The organism is Nonomuraea sp. NPDC051941, from assembly GCF_044593615.1.
In genome coordinates this window covers 289773-309800 of sequence record NZ_JBIUCF010000001.1, presented here as the reverse complement: position 1 = coordinate 309800, position 20028 = coordinate 289773, and the positions used below count along the sequence as shown (strand labels likewise).

At 70.3% G+C, this 20028-nt stretch carries 17 protein-coding genes; 10 read left to right on the top strand and 7 right to left on the bottom strand.

Annotated elements, in window-relative coordinates; translation table 11 throughout:
- Positions 1-128 precede the first annotated feature (128 nt).
- On the bottom strand, positions 129-1583 hold the full coding sequence (locus ACIHFD_RS01370; protein ID WP_397365081.1) for a PH domain-containing protein: 1455 nt from the start codon (positions 1581-1583) through the stop codon (positions 129-131).
- Positions 1584-1864: 281 nt separating this feature from the next.
- Positions 1865-2386 (bottom strand): PH domain-containing protein, encoded by a 522-nt coding sequence (locus ACIHFD_RS01365; RefSeq protein WP_350722916.1) that lies wholly within the window; start codon positions 2384-2386, stop codon positions 1865-1867.
- Positions 2387-3045: 659 nt separating this feature from the next.
- Between ACIHFD_RS01365 and ACIHFD_RS01360 the strand changes: the two genes are divergently transcribed.
- The 5 genes from ACIHFD_RS01360 to ACIHFD_RS01340 all read left to right on the top strand — a co-directional run bounded on the left by ACIHFD_RS01360 (position 3046) and on the right by ACIHFD_RS01340 (position 10247).
- Positions 3046-3615: a YbhB/YbcL family Raf kinase inhibitor-like protein gene (locus ACIHFD_RS01360; RefSeq protein ID WP_397365080.1), complete on the top strand. Its 570-nt coding sequence runs from the start codon at positions 3046-3048 to the stop codon at positions 3613-3615.
- A 183-nt stretch (positions 3616-3798) separates the two neighbouring features.
- Positions 3799-5208: a hypothetical protein gene (locus ACIHFD_RS01355; RefSeq protein WP_397365079.1), complete on the top strand. Its 1410-nt coding sequence runs from the start codon at positions 3799-3801 to the stop codon at positions 5206-5208.
- 78 nt (positions 5209-5286) lie between these two features.
- A complete protein-coding gene (locus ACIHFD_RS01350) occupies positions 5287-7497 on the top strand; it encodes a bifunctional SulP family inorganic anion transporter/carbonic anhydrase (RefSeq protein WP_363965977.1) in 2211 nt (736 codons plus the stop codon).
- Between the two features lie 404 nt (positions 7498-7901).
- Positions 7902-9248, top strand: coding sequence for an alpha/beta hydrolase (locus ACIHFD_RS01345; protein WP_397365458.1), 1347 nt, complete (start codon positions 7902-7904; stop codon positions 9246-9248).
- Between the two features lie 96 nt (positions 9249-9344).
- Positions 9345-10247, top strand: a complete 903-nt coding sequence (locus tag ACIHFD_RS01340) for a serine hydrolase (RefSeq protein WP_397365078.1) — start codon at positions 9345-9347, stop codon at positions 10245-10247.
- 104 nt (positions 10248-10351) lie between these two features.
- Here ACIHFD_RS01340 and ACIHFD_RS01335 read toward each other — a convergent pair whose 3' ends face one another.
- Entirely contained in the window at positions 10352-11551 is a 1200-nt protein-coding gene (locus tag ACIHFD_RS01335) for a cytochrome P450 (RefSeq protein ID WP_397365077.1), read from the bottom strand.
- Between the two features lie 54 nt (positions 11552-11605).
- Between ACIHFD_RS01335 and ACIHFD_RS01330 the strand changes: the two genes are divergently transcribed.
- Positions 11606-11848 (top strand): hypothetical protein, encoded by a 243-nt coding sequence (locus ACIHFD_RS01330; RefSeq protein WP_397365076.1) that lies wholly within the window; start codon positions 11606-11608, stop codon positions 11846-11848.
- A 403-nt stretch (positions 11849-12251) separates the two neighbouring features.
- Here the strand turns inward: ACIHFD_RS01330 and ACIHFD_RS01325 are convergent, their stop codons facing one another.
- From ACIHFD_RS01325 to ACIHFD_RS01315, 3 genes are all read right to left on the bottom strand, one after another.
- Positions 12252-13322 (bottom strand): M20 family metallopeptidase, encoded by a 1071-nt coding sequence (locus ACIHFD_RS01325; protein ID WP_397365075.1) that lies wholly within the window; start codon positions 13320-13322, stop codon positions 12252-12254.
- A 633-nt stretch (positions 13323-13955) separates the two neighbouring features.
- On the bottom strand, positions 13956-14984 hold the full coding sequence (locus tag ACIHFD_RS01320; RefSeq protein WP_397365074.1) for a dipeptidase: 1029 nt from the start codon (positions 14982-14984) through the stop codon (positions 13956-13958).
- A gap of 284 nt (positions 14985-15268) precedes the next feature.
- Positions 15269-15847, bottom strand: coding sequence for a TetR/AcrR family transcriptional regulator (locus ACIHFD_RS01315; RefSeq protein ID WP_397365457.1), 579 nt, complete (start codon positions 15845-15847; stop codon positions 15269-15271).
- Between the two features lie 99 nt (positions 15848-15946).
- On the opposite strand from ACIHFD_RS01315, the gene ACIHFD_RS01310 reads away from it, so the two are divergent.
- Both ACIHFD_RS01310 and ACIHFD_RS01305 read left to right on the top strand, forming a co-directional pair.
- A complete protein-coding gene (locus tag ACIHFD_RS01310; RefSeq protein WP_397365073.1) occupies positions 15947-16885 on the top strand; it encodes an SDR family NAD(P)-dependent oxidoreductase in 939 nt (312 codons plus the stop codon).
- Between the two features lie 123 nt (positions 16886-17008).
- Entirely contained in the window at positions 17009-17470 is a 462-nt protein-coding gene (locus ACIHFD_RS01305; protein ID WP_397365072.1) for a DUF2871 domain-containing protein, read from the top strand.
- A gap of 7 nt (positions 17471-17477) precedes the next feature.
- Here the strand turns inward: ACIHFD_RS01305 and ACIHFD_RS01300 are convergent, their stop codons facing one another.
- Complete coding sequence (locus ACIHFD_RS01300; protein ID WP_397365071.1) at positions 17478-18422, bottom strand: TetR/AcrR family transcriptional regulator C-terminal domain-containing protein; 945 nt, start codon at positions 18420-18422, stop codon at positions 17478-17480.
- A 107-nt stretch (positions 18423-18529) separates the two neighbouring features.
- Between ACIHFD_RS01300 and ACIHFD_RS01295 the strand changes: the two genes are divergently transcribed.
- Both ACIHFD_RS01295 and ACIHFD_RS01290 read left to right on the top strand, forming a co-directional pair.
- The gene (locus ACIHFD_RS01295) at positions 18530-19171 is read left to right on the top strand and encodes a GNAT family N-acetyltransferase (protein WP_397365070.1); all 642 of its coding nucleotides are present in this window, start codon (positions 18530-18532) and stop codon (positions 19169-19171) included.
- Complete coding sequence (locus ACIHFD_RS01290; protein WP_397365069.1) at positions 19158-20027, top strand: alpha/beta fold hydrolase; 870 nt, start codon at positions 19158-19160, stop codon at positions 20025-20027. The genes ACIHFD_RS01295 and ACIHFD_RS01290 overlap by 14 nt, the downstream gene beginning before the upstream one ends.
- Position 20028 lies beyond the last annotated feature (1 nt).

Sequence of the window (20028 nt, the reverse complement as noted above, 5' to 3'; positions counted from 1 at the left end):
TCATGGGCCGTAACGAAGGACGAGAGCCCCCGGTCCACCCCCGCAGGAAGGGGGATCGGTGCCTCGGCACGAACTTCCCGGTCCACCGCGCAGAGGAGAGGGACCGGGGGCTCGGGCGGTGCCGGGGGTCAGGCTGTGGGCGGTGTGCTTGGGGACTCGAGGAAGGGGGCGAGCCACTCCGGCGTCACCTCACCGGGAAACGCCGCCCCCTGGGCCACCGACACGTCGATCGCCGAGTAGCCCCCCTTGCCCGCCCCGACCCCGGCGATCAGCGTGAGCACTCCGGCCCGCCGCTGGAACCACGTCTGCCGCAGCCGCCACCCCACCACGGCCCGGCGTTCGATCACGGCGTGGGAGCGTCGCAGCGACCCCGACCGCACCGCCACGCGTACCCCGTCGTAGCCGTGTCCCAGTGACCGGTACCGGTCGAGCCCGAGCGGAATCCCGGCCCCGGCCAGCAGCAGCGCGAGCACCAGCAGGACCCACCAGAGGATCATCCCCGTCGCCCAGATCCCCACGGCGCTCGCCACCGCCAGCACGGCCCACGGGAAGACGGCGCGGAACAGGCGGCGGTTGCGCGCCACGGGCGGGTGGCGGCGGAGTTCGGCCTGGTGGGGGCCGATGGCCTCTGCGGTCACCTGGTACGCCACGGCCCGGGGCACGTCGGGCAGGAGTTGCCCGCGCGTCTCGGAGTCGCCGAGCCCCGTGACGATGGCCCAGGCCCGTACGACCCCGGCCCAGCGTTCGGCGAGCCCGTCCACGATCTCGTAGCCGCGCACCCGGGCGGACTCCAGCGACACGCTGCGCCGGTTGATCAGCCCTCGTTCGGCGACCAGGTAGCCGTCGCGGTGCTTGAGCTTGAAGTCCCAGTTGAAGACCGCGTACATCAGCCCGCCCACGACCGGCATCGCCAGCACGAGCAGCACCGCCACGGCCACCAGCAGGTAGGGATGGTCCCAGACCCATTCGCCGGCGCTCCAGGCGGCGTCCTGGTCGAGGCCCAGGTCGTCGCCCCACTGGAACGCCAGGCCCACGGCGCCACCCGCGAGGGCGAAGGGGGTGAGCAGGTACGCGCCGGACAGCGGCCCGTACAGCAGCCACTTCCGCGGCACCCCGATGATCACCCGCTCGTGAGGGGCCGCCGCCTCGGAAACCTGCGCCTCGGGCCGGGGCGCGCGCCGTAGCAGCACCGACTTGAGGCGGTCGGCCTCCTCCGGTGTGACCCCGTCGAGCTCGGCCTCCTCGTCGCCGCCGCTGGCCCCGGTGTCGATCTTGAGCACGGTCAGGCCGAGCAGGCGGTGCAGGGGTGGCGTGGACACGTCGACGCCGCGGATCCGCTCAAGCGGGATGGTACGGACGGAACGGCTGATCAGCGACCGCTTGGTCTCCAGCCGGTCGCCGACGATCTCGTAGCTGAAGGTGGCCCACCTGATGATCGCGAACACCACGGTGCCCGCCACACCCAGGGCCGCCCATACGTACGAGTGGGCCGAGAACCCGCCCACGAACAGCACGCCGACGAGGGGCAGGAGGAGGGAGGGCAGCATGCGTACGGGGTCGATGAGCAGCACCTTGGGACTCAACCGCAGCGGCACCCGGACCGGAGGACCCGGCGGCCCTCCCATCGGGCCGGGCGGACCGCTCCACGGCTCGGACGCCTGCCCGCTCCCAACGCCGCCGCCCGGGTGCGCGACCCAGGGCGGAGCGCCGTCCCGGGGGTACGGCTGCGGAGGACCGGCAAGAGGACGCGGCTCGCTCGGAGGCGGAGGACCAGGATCTCTTCGAGGGGCGGGATCCGGCTGAGGACGCGGCTCGCTCCAAGAGGGCTGAGGGGGCGGGTCGCCTTGCGGGTGGTGGGGGTCGGTCATGTCGCGTCGTCCCTGAGCGCCTCGGCGCGGTGCGCGAGCTGCTCGGCGAGCCCGGCCGCCACCGCGTAGTCAAGACCCTTGATCGTCGAGGACCCGGCGTGGGACGCGGTACGGATCTCGAGCGTGGCCAGCCCGAGCAGCCGCTCCATCCACCCTTGCCCCTTGTCGACCGTCTGGATGCGGCTCACAGGCACGAACACCCACTCCCTGGTCAAGAACCCCGACCTGGCGTAGACGACGTCCCCTGAGAGCTCCCAGCGGTGCACGGCGTACCGTACGAACGGCTCGGCCACCAGGAACGGCGCCGTCAGCAGCACGACCGCGGCCGGCAGCAGCCAGGAGTTGTCCGCGAACCAGCCGGGCACCCACGACCAGCCGCTCCCGCCCACCCACCGCGCCACCAGAAGCGAGCCGCCGAGGAAGAACACGAAGGCGACCAGCGATTCGAGCAGCCACAGGCGGACGGCTTTCGGCGAGACGCGGTTCGCCGGATCGCGCAGTGGGCCAGTTGACGTCACAAGGCCAGCTTAGGGCGCGCGGAGGCAGGGCGATCAGCCCGCGAGCCGCTAAAGATCGACCGAGATCCTCGGCGTGTCGGCCGTCGCGCCCCTCCGCCCCGGTGCCATGCTCGGTGGCGGCCGGCCGCAGGCTGTCGAGCTTGGCCACGTCGGCGGCGCCACGTACGTGCCAACCAGGCTCGGCCAGCGCATGACCGCACCACCGCGCAAGCGCCTCACGCAACGTGGCAGCCGCCGTCACCCGCACGAACCACCACCGGCCGTCGCGCCGGCACCCCTCACCCCGTGGCCCGAACGCCCCGCGAACCACCACCGCCCGATTCGGGCCACCAGAGCCGCCCGAATCACCACGAGCTCCTACATCCAGGGGCCAATCCGGCGCACCTGGTTTTTGCGGCATCACCGTGACCGAAAATGGTGTCCGTTTTGTCGGATCCGGGCGCATGAGCCCACCCCCGTCCCACCGCATCGAACCAGCAGGCCAGGCCGGGTCCCGAGGCGCGACCCGATTCCGGTCCCCCAACAGACACGCAGGCCACTCCTGTGGCCAACGTCACTCCACGGATCCCGCGATTCTGACCCGTTTCGGATCCTTTACCGAGCACCGACCATCGAGAAACGGTCTGCGCACCGCCGAGAGCCGCGTAGCATCGTCCGGCATGGGGCTGTGTAACGCGGCAACACGCATGCGGCGCATCACCGTCAGTGTGACGGCGGTGACTGCGGCGTTCGCGTTGGCCGGTTGCGGCAGCTTCATCGGCAGATCTCAGGCCAAGGACATCGCGGAGATCAACGTCTCGAGCCCGGAGTTGGGGGAGGGCAAGCCGCTCCCCGCCGAATACTCCTGCCGGGGTGGCGAGGGCAGTCCTCCGCTGCGCTGGTCGAGCCAACCGTTGTCCGAGGCGAAGTCGATCGCGATCGTGGTCGACTCCCACACACCGTCCGATTCGGCCGTCAACTGGGTGCTCTACAACATCCCGGCGACCACGACCGAGCTGGGGCCCAACGCCGCGGCGGACCCGCCCGAGGGGTCCGGCCAGGCGAAGGTCACCGGCGGCAAGGAGGGCTATGAGCCGCCTTGCACAAGCCCGGGCAGCTATCGCTTCACCGTCTACACGCTGAACGGACGGGTCGACCTCAAGCAGGGTGACGAGCTCCCCGACATCCTGAAGGAGATCGCGGACAAGACGATCGCCCGGGGTCGGCTCACAGCGGTCGACATCCAGTGAGAGAGCGATCACAGCAGGTAGTCCGGTGTACCTATTCTTCACGTAGGGTGTGACAACGCTCATAGTGGTCCGACACAATCAGATCCAATCGTTAGGCACTGGTGATCAAAGGGGGCAGGTCGCGTCGATGGCCGCGCGATCTCACCGGCGCCGAAGGGAGGCCATGGCTTTGAGGGTGGTGCAATGATCGCGGTCGTAGTGAGCTTGGTCGCCGTCGTGCTCCTCGTGCTCGTCGTCGTGGCACTGGGCATGCGTTCCATGAGCCGCCGGGAGAGTTCTCTCCCTCCGGAACGCCTGAAGGAGATGGCCGAGAAGGAGGAGAGGACCCAGACGCGGTCCACCGACGAGTTCGCCTCGCACGAGCCTCGCATGGCCAATTTCAGCCCCGATTTCAGCCCCATCGGCGAGCGCGAGCCCAAACCGGTGCGCACCGGTCAGCGTGGCAGGCGCGGCGTCGACGAGTGGGGCAACCCGAGCACGGATGACGACGACGAGGAGTTCTGGGCCAACATCCGCAGCGACGCGGAAGAGGGCGGCTTCGGCGCGGGTGGCACCGTGGCGGCCAGGAAGGCCTCCTCCCGTCCGGTCGAGCGTGAGAAGCCCGCCGAGCGCCCCGCGGCCCCCAAGCGCCAGGGGCGCACCGCGAAGCCGCGGCCCGCTGCCGCCGCCGTCGACCCCGACGCGACCACCATCCAGGCCCCCCTGCCGCAGCGCCAGCCGGCCTCCGCCGCGGCCAACCTCGCCGACCTGGTGGAGCCCGCCAAGCGCCCCGCTCCGTCCCAGTCGGAGATGGCCGACCAGCGTACGGTGACGTTCGCGGCCCCCACGGCCGACGTGATGAGCATCCTGGGCGCGGGCGCCCAGCCGGTCCCCTCCCCTCGCCCCGACTCCCTGTCGTCCAACAACTCGCCCAGGAGCGGCACCGGCTCCTTCCCGGCGGCCCCCGCCGCCAGCGGCACCTTCCCGGCCAGCCCCGTGAGCCAGCCCGGCGGGAGCGGCGCCTACCCCGCCACCCCCTCCTCGAGCGGCTCCTTCCCCGCCCAGCCGGCCCCCATCCACGGCGCGCCCACGAGCGACCCGTTCCCCGCCTACACCAACGCGGCCGAGACCACCTGGACCAACCCGCCCGCGACGCCCTCCTCGTCCGGCTCATGGCCCGCGCAGCCCGACATCCTCGACGACCCCGCCCCCGCCGCCGGTTACGGCTCGGGGACGTCCTGGCCGGCGTTCGAGCAGCCCGCCGCGCGCTCCTCCTACCCCGCCTCGTACGAGGTGCGCTCCGGTTGGGCCGTGGCCGACGACACCGACCCGCTCACCGGCCCCTCCCCCGCCACCGGCACCCCGACCGTGCCCGGCAGGGCGGTCTCGGCCTACGACGACGTGCTGTCCACGTCGACTCCGGTGCCTCCGACGCCGCAGGGCGCGCCGTTCGCGTACGAGACGGGCGACATCACCACCGCCCCGGCCGCCGCCTGGCCGGAGCCGCCGTCGAGCGCGACCTCGTGGCCGACGTACGGCTCCCAGAACGGCAACGACGGCGGCAACCACCGTCGCGGGTCCGACCAGGAACACCCGCACGACTACTACCGGTGAACGCACGCGCCCATTAATGGGTAAAACCAGCGTGAGCCACCCCTAAAGCAGGGTCGACGGAGCAATAGGGTTTGCTCCATGATCCCCGACACGAAGAGTAGCTGGCTGAGCACCCTCCGGCATGACGTGCCAGCCTCGCTCGTGGTTTTCCTCGTCGCGGTGCCCCTGTCCCTGGGCATCGCGATGGCCTCCGGCGCGCCACTGGCCGCCGGTCTGATCGCCGCCGTGGTCGGCGGGATCGTGGCGGGCGTCCTGGGCGGCTCCGCCGTTCAGGTCAGCGGACCCGCCGCCGGGTTGTCGCTGGTGGTCGTGGATCTCGTGCAGACGTACGGATGGCGCGCCACCTGCATGATCACCCTGCTGGCCGGCGCCGTGCAGCTCCTGCTGGGCGTGTTCAAGGCGGCCAGGGCGGCACTCGCGGTGTCGCCGGCGGTCATCCACGGCATGCTGGCGGCCGTCGGCGTGATCATCGCCCTCTCCCAGCTCCACGTGGTGCTGGGCGGCAGCTCGCAGCGTTCGGCCGTGGCCAACCTGATCGAGCTGCCCGGGCAGATCGCGAACCTGCACGGCCACAAGGTCGCCGTCGGACTGCTCACGATCACGGTGCTCGCGCTGTGGACGCGGCTGCCCAAGCGGGTCAAGGTCGTGCCCGCGCCGCTGGTGGCGCTGGTCGTGGCGGCGGTGACGGCGTGGGTGTTCGAGTGGGACGTCACGCGCGTGGACCTGTCTCACAGCGTCACCGAGTGGGCCTTCCCGGTCCTGCCGCACGGCGACTGGCACCTGATCGTGGGGGCGGTGCTGCTGGTGGCGCTGCTGGCCGGGTGCGAGTCGCTGCTGTGCTGCGTGGCGGTGGACGGGATGCACGGCGGCCGCCGCGCCGACCTCGACCAGGAGCTGACCGGCCAGGGCGTCGCGAACATGGTCACCGGCGCCCTCGGCGGCCTGCCGGTGGCGGGGGTGATCGTGCGCAGCACCGCGAACGTGCAGGCCGGCGCGCGTACCCGCTGGTCGGCGATCCTGCACGGGGTGTGGGTGCTGGTGTTCGCGATCGGGTTCGGCTGGACGATCAAGCTGATCCCGCTGGAGGCGCTGGCGGCGTTGCTGGTGTTCATCGGCGTGCAGATGGTGAACCTCGGTCACATCAGGAAGGTGCACGGCCACGGCGAGGTGCCCGTCTACGTGGTGACGATGCTCACCGTGATCGCGCTCGGGCTCGCCGAGGGCGTCGTGGTGGGGCTGATCCTGGCCGCGCTGCTCGCGCTGCGCCGCCTGACCTGGGTCACGGTCCTGAAGCGCGACGGCGGCGACGGGCGGCTGCACGTGACGGTGTCCGGTTCGCTGACGTTCCTGGGGGTGCCCAGGCTCACGCACGAACTGCGGACGATCGCCCCGGCCACCGCCGTGGACCTCGACCTGAACATCGACTTCATGGACAACGCCGCCTTCGAGGCCATCCACTCCTGGCGGCTGGACCACGAGCGCATGGGCGGCACGGTCGACATCGACGAGCTGCACGACGAGTGGTACACGCTGGCGGCCAGCGGCGCGCGCATGTTCCCGGTGAAGTCGCCGCCCAAGGTGCCGGACCGCTGGTGGCTGCCGTGGTCGCACCGCCGTCATCCCGTCCGTCCCTCGGCTCCCGACTCCACCGAGGCGGAGTGCCTGCTGACGGCGGGGGCGCGCGAGTTCCACCGGCGTACGGCGCCGCTGGTCCGGCCCATCTTCACCGAGCTGGCCCGCAAGCAGCAGCCCTCGCACCTGTTCATCACGTGCGCCGACTCCCGCATCGTGCCCAGCCTCATCACCGCGAGCGGGCCCGGAGACCTGTTCACGGTGCGCAACATCGGCAACCTGGTGCCGCGCCGGGGCTCCGAACCGCACGACGACTCGGTGGTGGCGGCGATCGAGTACGCCACGCAGGTCCTCGGCGTACACACGATCACGGTGTGCGGGCACTCCGGGTGCGGCGCCATGGCCGGGGTGCTGAGCGGCGGGGTGCAGGCGGGCAGCCTGCCGGGGCTGAGGAGGTGGCTGCGGCACGGAAACCACAGCCTGGCCACGTTCATCGAGACCGAGGGTGACCGGCTGCACAGCGGCGCTCTCGACGTGCTGTGCCGGGTCAACGTGCAACAGCAGCTGGAGAACCTGCGCACCTACCGGAAGGTCGACGAGCAGGTGCGCGCCGGGAAGCTGGAGCTGGTGGGGCTGTTCTTCGACATCGGCTCGGCCAGGGTGCACATGGTGCCGCCGCTGCGCCCCGCACCGGCCGAGCGGATGATGAGCTTCTGAGTAATCCTGCGCAGACGCGGCGCCGGGAGGCGGATTAGTGTCGCGGGGGCCGGCGAGGTTCTCCATATGCCCATGGCGCTCCTCGCGACGCCGGTCCTGACTCCCAGGGGCCGGAGGGGCGGAGGTGTCGATGCCTCCGCCCCTCACTTTGCGTTACATAATAACTGAATGGCTACATAGCATCACGTAGAGTAATGAATCGCCCGAAACAGGGGGAATGGGCGGTGACGGCACTTCGGAGAGCAGCGGTAGCCGCGGCGACGGGGATTCTCGCGGTCGCGTGCGCCGGCGCGCAGAGCATGACGATGACGGCGACCGCGCCGGCATCCGGCCTTGAGCCGTTTTATCAGCAGAAATTGTCGTGGTCGGACTGCAGAGAAGGCTTTCAGTGCGCCACGTTGAAGGTGCCACGGGACTACGCCCGTCCCGAGGGTCACCAGCTGAAGATCGCCGTCATCCGGCTGCCCGCGAAAGACAGATCCCGGCGCATCGGCTCACTGGTGACCAACCCTGGAGGACCCGGCGCATCCGGCGTCTCTTTCCTCCGTACCTCCAACCAGGCGTTCGGCGAGGCACTGCGAGATCGCTTCGACCTCGTCGGGTTCGACCCGCGCGGCGTGGGGCGGAGCGATCCGGTGCGCTGCCTCGACTACCGGCAGGCCGAGCAGCGCCTCCTGTACGATCCGCCCACCACGCGCGCCCAGGTCAACGCCGAGGCCACGTTCTGGCGGGCGTTCGTGGCCGCCTGCGAGGCCAGGTCCGGGGCCGATCTTCCGTACGTCGGAACGGTCAACGCCGCCCGCGACATGGACGTGCTGCGGGCGGCGCTCGGCGACAGGCGGCTGACCTACCTCGGATTCTCGTACGGCACGTACCTGGGCGCCTTCTACGCCGACCAGTTCCCCCGGAACGTGCGGGCCCTGGTCCTGGACGGCGCGTCCGACCCGAAACTGACGGGCGAGGAGTTCCTCCTCGGTCACGCCGAGGGCTTCGAGACAGCACTCCGCGCCTTCGCCGCCTACTGCGTCAGCACCGCCGGCTGCCCGTTGGGCACCGGGAGCGTGGACCGGGCCGTCGGCAAGATCTCCGGCCTGCAGGAACGGGCCGCCCGCGAGCCCCTGAAGAACCGGGCGGACGGCCGCGTCCCGGTGGACGACGACGGGGTGACGCAGGGGATCTACACGGCCCTCTACAACCGGAACTACTGGCCCACGCTGCGGCAGGCGCTGATACAGGCGATCGACGACGGTGACGGCACCGGCCTGTTCAAGCTCGGTTATGCGCAGGAGATGATCGCCCCGCTCGGGGCACTGCAGGCGGTCAACTGCGTCGACAAGCCGTTTCCCGCCGACCTCGCGGCCGTTCAGGACCTGGCCGACCGGGCCGGGAAGGTCGCGCCGCACTTCGGCTCGTTCGTCGTGTGGCCGTGGCTGGCATGCGCGTACTGGCCGGTCAGGCCCACCCGGCAGCCCGGGGCGGTGACCGCGACCGGAGCGCCGCCGATCCTCGTGATCGGCACCACCCGCGATCCCGCGACCCCGTACAAGTGGGCTCAGAGCCTGGCGGACCAGCTCACGTCCGGCGTCCTGCTCACCTACTACGGCGACGGACACACCGCCTACCTGACCAACGCGGAGAAGTGCATCCGCGAGCCGGTCGAGCAGTACCTGATCAGCGCTCAGCCCCCGAAGCGCGGTATCACCTGCAAGCAGACGCCGCTGGACCCGGAAGGCAAGGGCTCACCGAGCTGAACCCGCCCTGGCTAACACCGGAGAAACAGCTGCGCCGCAATGCTGCCTGCCATGGCTTCGCGCTCTTTGTCGCTTTTCTCCCCCATGTAGGCCGCCGTGCCGTCCCAGCCCGGGACGCGACCGCTCCGGCGAACCCTGGCGGCGTCCGTCCTCTCGTCATCCCTGCTCATCTCATGCAGCCCCGCCCCCGCGCCCGTACCCGCCCCGCTCGTCCCCCGCCCGGTCGCCGCGACCACGCCGTCAGCGCCTGCTCCGCGCGGTTCGTCGTACAGGAAGGCGCTGACCCGTTCCCTGCACCGCTACCTGGACGACCTCCCCGGCCAGCTCTCGGTGTCGGTACGCGAGCTCTCCACCGGCCTGTCCTACACCTACAACCACCGCCTCAGAACGGCCACCGCCAGCATCGTCAAGGTCGACCTCGTGGTCGCGCTGCTGCTCAAGGCCCAGCGCCGGCACCGTGGCCTCACCGGCCGGGAACGGGGGTGGGCGGCGCGGGCCGTCAAGGTCAGCGACAACGCCGCCGCGTCCACGCTGTGGTCCGCGATCGGCGGCGCGCCGGGCCTGGCCGCCGCCCACCGGAAGCTCGGCCTGCGCGACACCACCCCCGGCCCCGGAGGAGCGTGGGGAGCGACCACGACCAGCGCCGCCGACCAGCTCCGCCTCCTGACCGCGCTCACCTCCCCCAAGAGCCCCCTTTCCGCCAAGAACCGCCGGTACGTGCTCGGCTTGATGAGCGAGGTGACGCCGGAGCAGTCGTGGGGCGTCAGCGCGGCCGGACGCGGGGACGTGGCCCTCAAGAACGGCTGGCTGCCACGGCCGCGCGACGGGGGCCGGTGGACGGTCAACAGCATCGGCCGGGTACGCGACCGCCACGGGCACACGTACCTGATCGCCGTCATCTCCCACCGGCACCGCACGATGGGGGCCGGGGTGAAAGCGGTCGAGCACGTCGCCGAACTCGTCACCAAGGCCCTCTCCAAGGCTGCGGACCGCAGGTGAGGCCGAGCGGGTCCGCCCATTCCTCCGCTCCACCCCGCCCAGGCGGCGAAGGGCGGCGGGGCGATGCGGCGTGGGATGGACGAGGGCGCGTTACGTCGCGGCGGTCATGCGTCCCAGGTGACCGGGAGGCTCTTGACCCCGTAGATGTCGGCGGTCTCAGGGCGCAGGCTGACCTCTTCGGCCGGTACGGCCAGGCGCAGCGTGGGGAAGCGGTTGAACAGCGCGGGGAAGGCGACGCGCATCTCGACGCGGGCCAGCTGCTGACCCAGGCATTGGTGGATGCCGTGGCCGAAGGTCAGGTGGCCGCCGTCCTGCCTGCGGATGTCGAGCACGTGGGGGTCGGTGAAGCGCTCGGGGTCGCGGTTGGCGGTGTTGCCCGACAGGATGACCGTCGTACCGGCCTTGATGGTCTGGCCGCCCAGCTCAACGTCCTCCAGCGTTACCCTCTGGAACGCCCTGAGGACGCTCAGATACCGCAGCAGCTCCTCCACGGCCGGTTCGATGAGCGTGGGCTCGGCGCGCAGCGCCGCCAACTGCTCCGGGTTCTGCAGTAGCGCGAAGGTGCCCAGCGCCAGCATGTTGGCAGTGGTGTCGAACCCCGCCGACAACAGGATCAGGGCCATGCCCTGCAGTTCCTCGTTGGTCAGGTCGCTGTCGGTGAGGTCGCTGAGCACGTCGTCGGTGGGGTTGGCGCGCTTGGCGACCACCAGCTCCGCGAGGTACTGCTGGACCGCGGTGTAGGCGGCGATCAGTTCCTCGTCGCTGACCTCCCCGCCGAGGAACTTGTCGATGTTGTCCTGGAAGCGGCCCCGGTCCTCGTACGGCACGCCCAGCAGCTCGCAGATGATGATGGCGGGGATGGGCTTCGCGAAGGCGGTCACCAGATCCGCCGACTGCCCGGCCTTCTCCATGGCGTCCAGGTGCTCGGCGGTGACCTGCTCGACGCGCTCGGTGAGCAGCCGCATCCGCCGGACGGTGAACTTGCCCACCAGCGGTTTGCGGTAGCGGCTGTGCTGGGGCTCGTCCATGAGCAGGAACTCGCCGGGCGGCGCCGGAGGGACCTCGATGTCGCCGTAGTCGATGGTCGGGTGGTGGCGCATGAGCTCCTTGCGCGAGCTGAACCGCGGATCGGCCAGGACCGATCGGGCCAGGTCGTATCCGGTGATCAGCCAGCCCTGGTGTCCGCTGGGGAAGGGGTAGGGGGTGATCGGGCTGTGCTCGCGGGTTTGGATCAGCTCCTTGGGCGGGTCGAAGGGGCAGCCGGGCTGACGCGCGGTCGGCATCTTGGTGAGGGGGATTTCCATGGTCATTCCTCTCATCGACCTAGGTTCAGGTCGGGACATCGCGATCAGGGCTGAATGGAAGCGATGACGCGGGTCTGCCATCAGCAGCGGGTTTTCCTCGCCGGTGAGCCGGTCGTCGCGGGGGTCAGCAGCGCGGTCAACACGTTCGCTGCCGCGGTCTTCCCAGCGCCGTCGGATCCGAACCGTGCCGGTCCGGGCATCCGGCGCGATGCCGTCGAGCACGGGACCGTGATGGCTGAGCCGTTCATGGGATCCACCATCGCCGGCCGCGCTGATATCGGACCGTTGCCGAGCTGACACGGCCTCTGACACGTCACCGCATCAGACCTGATCGCCGCCGGAACCTCCACTGCGGCACATGCGCGCACAAGACAGCAGAGCCATCGTCACCTCGGCGGCATCCCAAGCCTCGGCAGTATCTTCGGCCCCAACAGCCTCGGCGCATCCACTGGCCTCGACGGCATCTCGCGCCTCATTGGCCTCGGCGGCATCCGGGCCTCAGCTCGGCGGCATCCCGGCCTCAGCTGCCTTGGCGGCATCTCCGGCCGTGCCTCCAACCACGCCGACGCCAACCAGCCCATCAACCAACCGGCTCGGCACCGCCGAGGAGATCGCCCAAGCCGCCCTACGGCCACCGGGACGAACAGTCCTACGGCCACCGGGACGAACACCTCGGGTCACACGGCAAGGACACCCACGCTCACGCCCCGCCACGGACGGCTTCGATCAGGGCGCGGAGGAGGGCGGTGCGCCGGGGCATCTCGGCGACGATGACGTGCTCGTCGTCCGCGTGCGCCCCGCCGCCCACCGCACCCAGCCCGTCGAGGGTCGGGCAGCCGACTCCCGCCGTGAAGTTGCCGTCCGAGGCGCCGCCCACCGAGGCCGAGATCAGCGGCCCCACTCCCAGGTCCGATGCCAGCTCCTGCGCCAACGCGTACAGCGAGGACGACATCGCGCTCTCGAGCGGCGGCCGGTTGGGGCCGCCCAGGATCTCCAGGCGGGTGCCGGGCAGGACCGGCCGGAGCGCGCGGAAGGCCGCGTCCACCCGATCCTGCTCCGACATCTCAGCCACCCGCACGTCCACTGAGACCGAGGCCGCGGCGGGGACGGTGTTGCGTGCCGTGCCGGCCGACAACACCGTCGGCGTGACAGTGGTGGCCCCCGCGCCCATGGCGGCGATGGCCAGGACCTGGTGAGCCAGCTCTATCGCGGAGTTCAGCCCCTTCTCGGGCTCCAGCCCGGCGTGCGCGGCCCGGCCGCGGACGTTGACGGTGTAGAGGGCGGTGCCCTTGCGGGACGTCTTCAGCGCGCCGCCGTCGGCGCTCGCCTCCATGACGAACGCGGCGGCCAGCCCGCGGGCGGTCTCCTTGATCAGCTCGGCCGACGTACGGGAACCGCACTCCTCATCACCGTTGATCAGCAGAGTGATGCCCTCGAGCGAGTCGAGCCCGGCCAGCGCGTGGAACGTCTGCACCAGCCCCGCCTTCATGTCGAACACCCCGGGCCCCCGTGCGACGCCGTCCACCACGGACCAGGGGTGGGTGGCGAGGGTACCGATCGGCCAGACGGTGTCGTGGTGGCACAGCAGGAACACCTTGGGGGTGCCGAACGTCCAGCGCAGGTGCGTGACGCCGTCGATCATGAGGAACTCGGGCTGCGTGCCCAGGTAGCGGGCTCCCATCGTGGCCACGACCTTCGCGCTGCGGGCAACGGCCTCCAGGTCGTGGGTGAAGGACTCGCACAACACCAGCTCTTCGAGATCCTCGATCATGCCGTCCCTCCGTAGAGCTCGTGCTTCATTCCGTTTCCTCTCCGCAGCCGTCAGCTCGCACCGGCCCGATCGCCGTCCGAGAAGGGGTGATGAAGGGGTCATGCGCATGCCGCGCACTTAGATCCTCTGAAAGAGGTGCATGCTGCCGCCGACCGAACCGGCTCCCGCCCAGGAGCCGGCGCACGCTGCCGCCAACGCCGTCAATTGCTCACTCAGGAGATGGCGAACGCCGCCGCCCACTCCACCGACCACTCGCCCAAGCAGCACGCCCGCTGCTACCAACCGAACCGGCTCCCGCCCAGGAACCAACACGCCTTGCCGCCAACACCATCAACCGCTCACCCAGGAGACGGCGCCGGCCGCCGCCACCCACTCCACCTGCTACTTACCCGGAAAACGGTGCACGCTGCCGCCAACCGGCCCAGCTATTTGCCGGAAAAGCGTGCGCGCGGTCGTTAACCGACCGAGTTACCTGGCCGGAGAGCGATGCTCGCCGGCGTTAGCCGACCCGGCTGTTTCCCGAAGGCGGTGCACGCCGGCGTTGACCAGCTCAGCTGTTGCCCGAAGGCGATGCACCCTGCCGCTGACCGGACCACGGCTGCCGCTGACCGAACCTCGACCGCATGTCGCCGATCACGCCAGTTGCTCGCTCAGGAAGCGGTGCACGTTGCTGCCGATGATCTTCGTGACGTCCTTCTCCGGGAGGCCGCGGGCGAGCAGGCCCTCGGTGACCATGGGCAGGCCGGAGGGACCCGCCAACCCCGGGACGGCCGACTTCGGGTTGACGCCTCTCGTATTGAGGCCCTCGCAGCACGGCGGCGTCAGGTCGTCCATGACCTCGCGGATGAAGTCGGGGCCGAGCCCGACATGGTCGATCCCGGCGACGGACACGATGTGCTCGATGTGGTCGAGCAGGCGGTCGAGGGTCATGTCCTCCTCGCGTTCGGCGAGGAAGGGGGCGAAGAAGTTGACGCAGATCACGCCGCCCGTGGCGGCCACCGCGCGGAGCTGGTCGTCGGTGAGGTTGCGGTGGTGGTCGCGCAGCGCCCTGGCGGCGGAGTGGGTGGCGATGACCGGTCTGGTGGCCAGCTCCAGGACGTGCGCCACGCCGGAGGCGCCCAGGTGGGAGACGTCGAAGACGATGCCGAGCCGCTCCATCTCCTCCAGCGCCGCGATGCCGTGGGAGGTCAGGCCGCTGCCTATGGCGTCCTCACCGCTGCCGTCGCCCAACGCCGTGCGCCCGAAATGCGCGATGGACGCCACTCGTACGCCAAGGCGGTGAACGGTCGAGATCAGCTCGACGTCGGCGTCGATGCCCGGCATGCTCTCCAGCGCGATCACCAGCGCGATCTTGCCCTCTTCGAGCGTGCGGTCGATGTCGGCCGCGTTCAGACAGATCCGGACATGGTCGGGATTTCCCTCGGCCAGCACGTGCGCACACTCGATCATGCGCAACGTCTGCCTCAGCGCGCCCTCCGGCCGATATTGGTCGTCGATGAAGACCGGCAGGACCTGCAGATCGACCCCACCCTCGACGAGTTGGGGCAGCCATCTCTCCCGGAAGAACGAGGCCCACTGCTGAGGCGGCCGCGCGGAGACGGCCATGAGCAGATCGTTGTGTGTGTCGGCCACGACTGCGCGTCGGTGGAGGGAAAGCGTCATGCGATGGACGTTATCGCGAGGGCTGGACCTGCTCCAATGCGCCCTGAGTCCGATTTTTTGGATCACTTGTACGACTGTGGGTTGAGTTTCAAGTGTGCCCAGTGGGGAACCGCGTGCACCCGGTCAGGCACCCACCGCGCGCGGCCACGGGGTGGGGGCACCGTGCTGCAGCTGTGGCACCGGGAGTGGCCTCGCCGCTGGAAGTGGCCTCGCCGTCCAGAGCGGCCTCGCCGTCGGGAGTGGCGTCGCCGTCGGGAGTTCACCCGCAGGATCGGGTGAGCCGGTCAGGCGTCCTCGTGCGACTCCGGCCAGCCGGATTCGAGCAGGTCGAAGATGGCGTTCATCGCGGCCAGGGGGTCGGCCTCCACACCCGCGAGCTCAGGAATCTCCAGGACATAGCGGGCGAGCGCGCGGACGGTCATGTCGGACGGGTCGCGGCCGCTCCCGGCGGCGATCGCCTCGGCCAGGGGCCCCTCACCGGCTATCCAGAGCTTGCGCGAGTACTCCCGCAGGGCGGGCGTGCCGACGATCAGGTCACGCTTGGCCCGCAGTTCGGGCGGGAGATCGTCGGTGAAGGGCCCTCGACCCGCCAGGCACCGACGCAGAGCTCCCAGTACGGACTGACCGGCAGGCCGGTCACGGACCGCGGCGGCCAGCCAGACGTGCCGTTCCGCGCCGTCGTCGAAGATCAGCGCTTCCTTGCCGTCCGGCACGTGCGCGAACAGCGTGGCGATGGAGACGTCCGCCTCGTCGGCGATCTGGGCGACGGTGACGCCGTCGTATCCATGCTCGGCGAACAGCCGCAACGCCGCGTCCGACAACGCCCGGCGGGTCTGTGCCTTCTTGCGCTCCCGGCGCCCCATCTCCACGTCCTCATCGTAGCGAAACCTGGAACGCCTACGAATCCATAATGACTATAGTTTCAGAGTCAGTTCAGAAATCATCGAGCCAAGGAGCCGACCATGTCCCCCTGGGACGTACGACGCCTGCCGCCCGCCAAGGGCAAGCACTTCCTCGTCACCGGCGGCAACGCCGGCATCGGATACTTCGTCGCCGAACAACTCGCCGGCACCGGCGCCACCGTCATCCTCGGCAGCCGCGACACCGCCAAGGCCGAAGCCGCGCGGGCCTCGATCCGCGCCCGCGTCCCCGGCGCCGACGTACGGCACATCCGCCTGGACCTCGCCGACCTCTCCTCGCTCAAAACCTCCGTGGACGCCCTGAGCCTGGAGAGGCTGGACGCGGTCGTCTGCAACGCCGGAGTGCTGCTCGACCAGCCGCAACGGCAGGTCACCAGGGACGGCAACGAGCTGATGTTCGCCACCAACCACCTGGGGCACTTCGCGCTGATCCACTGGCTCTCGCCCCTGCTCACGGCCACGCCCGCGAGCCGCGTCGTCACCACCGGCAGCTTCACCGCCAAGTCCGAGAGCCTGGACCTCGACGATCTCCAGAGCACGCGCGACTACCGGCCCAAACGCACCTACGCGCGATCCAAGCTCGCGCAGATGCTCTTCGCCTTCGAACTCGACCGCCGCCTGCGCGCCGCCGGCAGCACGACGCTGAGCGTGGTCACCCACCCCGGCGGGGCACTCGACTCCCTCACACCGGCCCGCCCGCCGGTCCACCTGCCCACCACCGGCGAACGGCTGCGCGGCCTGCCCGCCGGCCTCCTCCTCCAGGGCAAGGAAGCCGCCGCCTGGCCCGCCGTCCGGGCCGTCCTCGACCCGTCCGTACGCGGCGGCCAGCTATGGGGACCCCGGGTCTTCGGGATCCGCGGCCTGCCCACCCTCGAACCCGTACGCGGCCACCTGGCCGACACCGAACTCGCGGCCCGCGTGTGGGCCGCCGGCTCCGCCCTGACCGGCCTCGACCCGAGCCCTCCGGCGGCATTGCGATAGCGGACCACAGTCCGATAATGTCCTCCCGGCACCGACCGGCACCAGAAGAACGCCCCTCCAGCGAACCTCACCCGGCGAGGGCCGCACCGTTTCCCCCCCGCGCGAGAGTGAAGGTCAGCTCCCATGAGGAAAATCCTCAACGTTGCTCACGTCTACATGATCCTTGGGCTGGTCAGCGGCCTGTACTACCGCGAGCTGACCAAGCTGACGGGCTTCACCGGCGACACGCAGCTGGGCGTCGTCCACACGCACCTGCTCGCGCTCGGGATGCTGTTCTTTCTCGTGGTCCTCGCTCTGGAGAAGGTGTTCGCGCTGACCTCCGTTCGGCTCTTCGGCTGGTTCTTCTGGATCTACAACGCCGGCCTGGCGGTGACCGTCGCCACGATGACCCTCCACGGCACCCTGACCGTCCTGGGCCGCCCCAGCGGTGAAGCCATCGCGTTGATCTCCGGACTGGGTCACGTCCTGCTGACCGTGGGCCTGATCCTGCTGTTCGTCACCTTGGGCAAGCGCATCCCCGCCAAGCCCGCTCCCGCGGGTGACCTCGTCCCGGCCGACGCGGCACCGCAGAACGCCGAAGCCTGACGAGGGCTCATGACCGCGCCCGGGCCTGACCTTCGACCAGGGCGGCGAAGCCGTCGAGATGGCGTGCGAGGCCGTACTCGAACAGCCCGTCCAGGTCCGACACCGTCTCCTCCGGGATCGTGGCCAACAGCGGAAATCGTCCGCTGTCGAGGAGTTCGTCGGCGCGGTTCCGTTGCGCGAGCCACCACCGGTCGAGGGTCACGCCGGTCTCCTGCTCGGCCTCGACCTCGTCCGCCATCGACAGGGCGACGGTGATGACCAGTCCGTGCAGCGCGAGCGCCTCCCGGATGCATGTCTCCATGGGCAGGCCGAGCCCGTCGAGCGCGCGCAGGGTCCATTCGGTGTGGGCCATCATGTTGGGTACGAGCAGCGGGCGCGTGAACGAGACGGCCCTGGGCAGCCAGAGGTGCCGCCGTACCAGCTGCCATTGCGCGCGGGAGATCAGTTCGAGCTTGGCCCGCCAGCCGTCCGGCCCGGGCGCGGGGAGCTCCGGTTCGCCGAAGACCTCGTCGACCATCTGCGTCACCAGCTCGTCCTTGTTCTCCACGTGCCGGTAGAGCGACATCGGACCGGCGCCGAGCTCGGCCGCGAGCCGCCGCATGGACACGGCCTCGAGTCCTTCGGCGTCGGCGATCTTGATGGCGGTGCGGAGCATCTGCTCGCGATTGAGCGCCTGCTTGGGGACACCGGCCTGCCGCGGCCTCGGCGGCACGGCCGGCTGCTTGAGGGTCGTACGTGAGCTGACCACCGCGCCGGAGCCGACCTTCGTCTCGACCAGCCCCTCGTCGCGCAGCGCCGCCATCACCTTGGTCGCGGTGGCGAGCGCGACACCCCATCGCTGGGCGATCTGCCGGATGGACGGCATCCGGTCGCCGGGCCGCAGGGCGCCGCTCAGGATCCGGGCACGGATCTCCGCGACGATCCGCTGGTAGGGCGGATCCGTTCGCTGCATGGGACCTCCGATCCATCGATAAGTGCACTAGTTCACTCTATACAGTAATAGTTCACTTCTTTCCCCTAAAAACGCCAGAAGGGCGGCCACATAAATACTCTGTACGCATGACAGTGAATACGCCGTACGCATCCGTGCGGAAGGCGGATGGAGCAGACGAGCAGGCGGTGCTGGACGTCCTCACCGAGGCGTTCATGAACGACCCCCTCGCCTGCTGGCTCTTCCCCGAGGCGAGCGAACGAGGTCGGCTCCAGTCGTACTTCTACCGCTCCCTGCTGGCCCAGCCCACCGCCGAGGCGTACCTGATCGGCGGTCGCGAAGGCGCCTCGTTGTGGCTGGTGCCGGCCACCGGCCAGACGTCCCACGAGGGGGCGAACCAGGTCTTCGGCGAGAACGGAGCACGGCTGCAGGCCGTGGGCGAGGCGCTGGCCCAACGGCACCCCGACCACGAACCGCACCTCTACCTCGCGTGCATGGGAGTGGTCGGCGGGCGGCAGGGCGCCGGACTCGGTACGGCGATGCTGCGGCACCGGCTGGAACGAGCGGACGCCGACGGGCTCGCCGCGTACCTGGAGGCGAGTTCGCCCCGCAGCCGTGACCTCTACCTGCGGCACGGCTTCGAGGATCTCGGCGAACCGGTACGCGTGGCCGACAGCCCGCTCCTGTGGCCGATGTGGCGCCGGCCAGCGGCCTTGACCACCCACACAAACCCGACGAACAAGGAAGAGAGCGATCATGACCAACCATGAAGCAGGACGCACGCCGACCCTGGTGTTCGTCCACGGGACCAACTCCTCCTCAGCCCTGGGCACGGGGCTGATCCGCGAACTCACCCTGCGCGGGCACCGAGCCCTGATGGTCGACCTTCCGGGACACGGCGACGAGGCGTTCTACCCCCGCGCGTACCAGGCCCCGCAGGACCTCCAGGCGCTGGCGACCGAGCCGTCGCCGCTCGCCAAGATCACCATTGACGACTACGTCGAACGCGTCGTGGACGTGGTCCGCCGCGCCCACCGCCTCGGGCCCGTGATCCTGGCCGGCGCCAGCCAGGGCGGCGTCACCGTGAGCAGGGTCGGCAACGCCATCCCCGAGTTGCTCGACCGGGTCGTCTATGTCGCCGCGTACTGCTGCGTGGACCTGCCGAACCTGGCCGCCTACCTCTCCACCCCCGAGAACAGCGACAGCCTCCTCCCCCAAGTGACCCAGGCGCTGGTCGCCGACCCCGCGGTCCTCGGGGTGACCCGGCTCAACTGGCGCTCGGCCGACCCGGCGGTGTTCCGCGGCGTCAGGGAGGCCCTGGCCGGCGACTTCACCGACGAGGGGGTGAGCCGGCTGCTCAACCTGCTCGAACCGGACGAGACCGCCGGCATTCCCATGGCCGACGCCCGGGGTGAGGCGCACACGTGGGGCCGCATTCCCCGGACCTACGTACGTTTCACCCTCGACCGGCTGATCCCGCCGGCGCTGCAGGACCGGTTCATCCAGGAAGCCGACCGCCTCACGCCGGACAACCCGACCGACGTGCGAAACGTCGCGGCGCCCCACGTCGGCCCCTTCGACCGGCCCGAAGTGGTGGAGATCTTCAGCGAGCTCCTCAGCCGTTAGT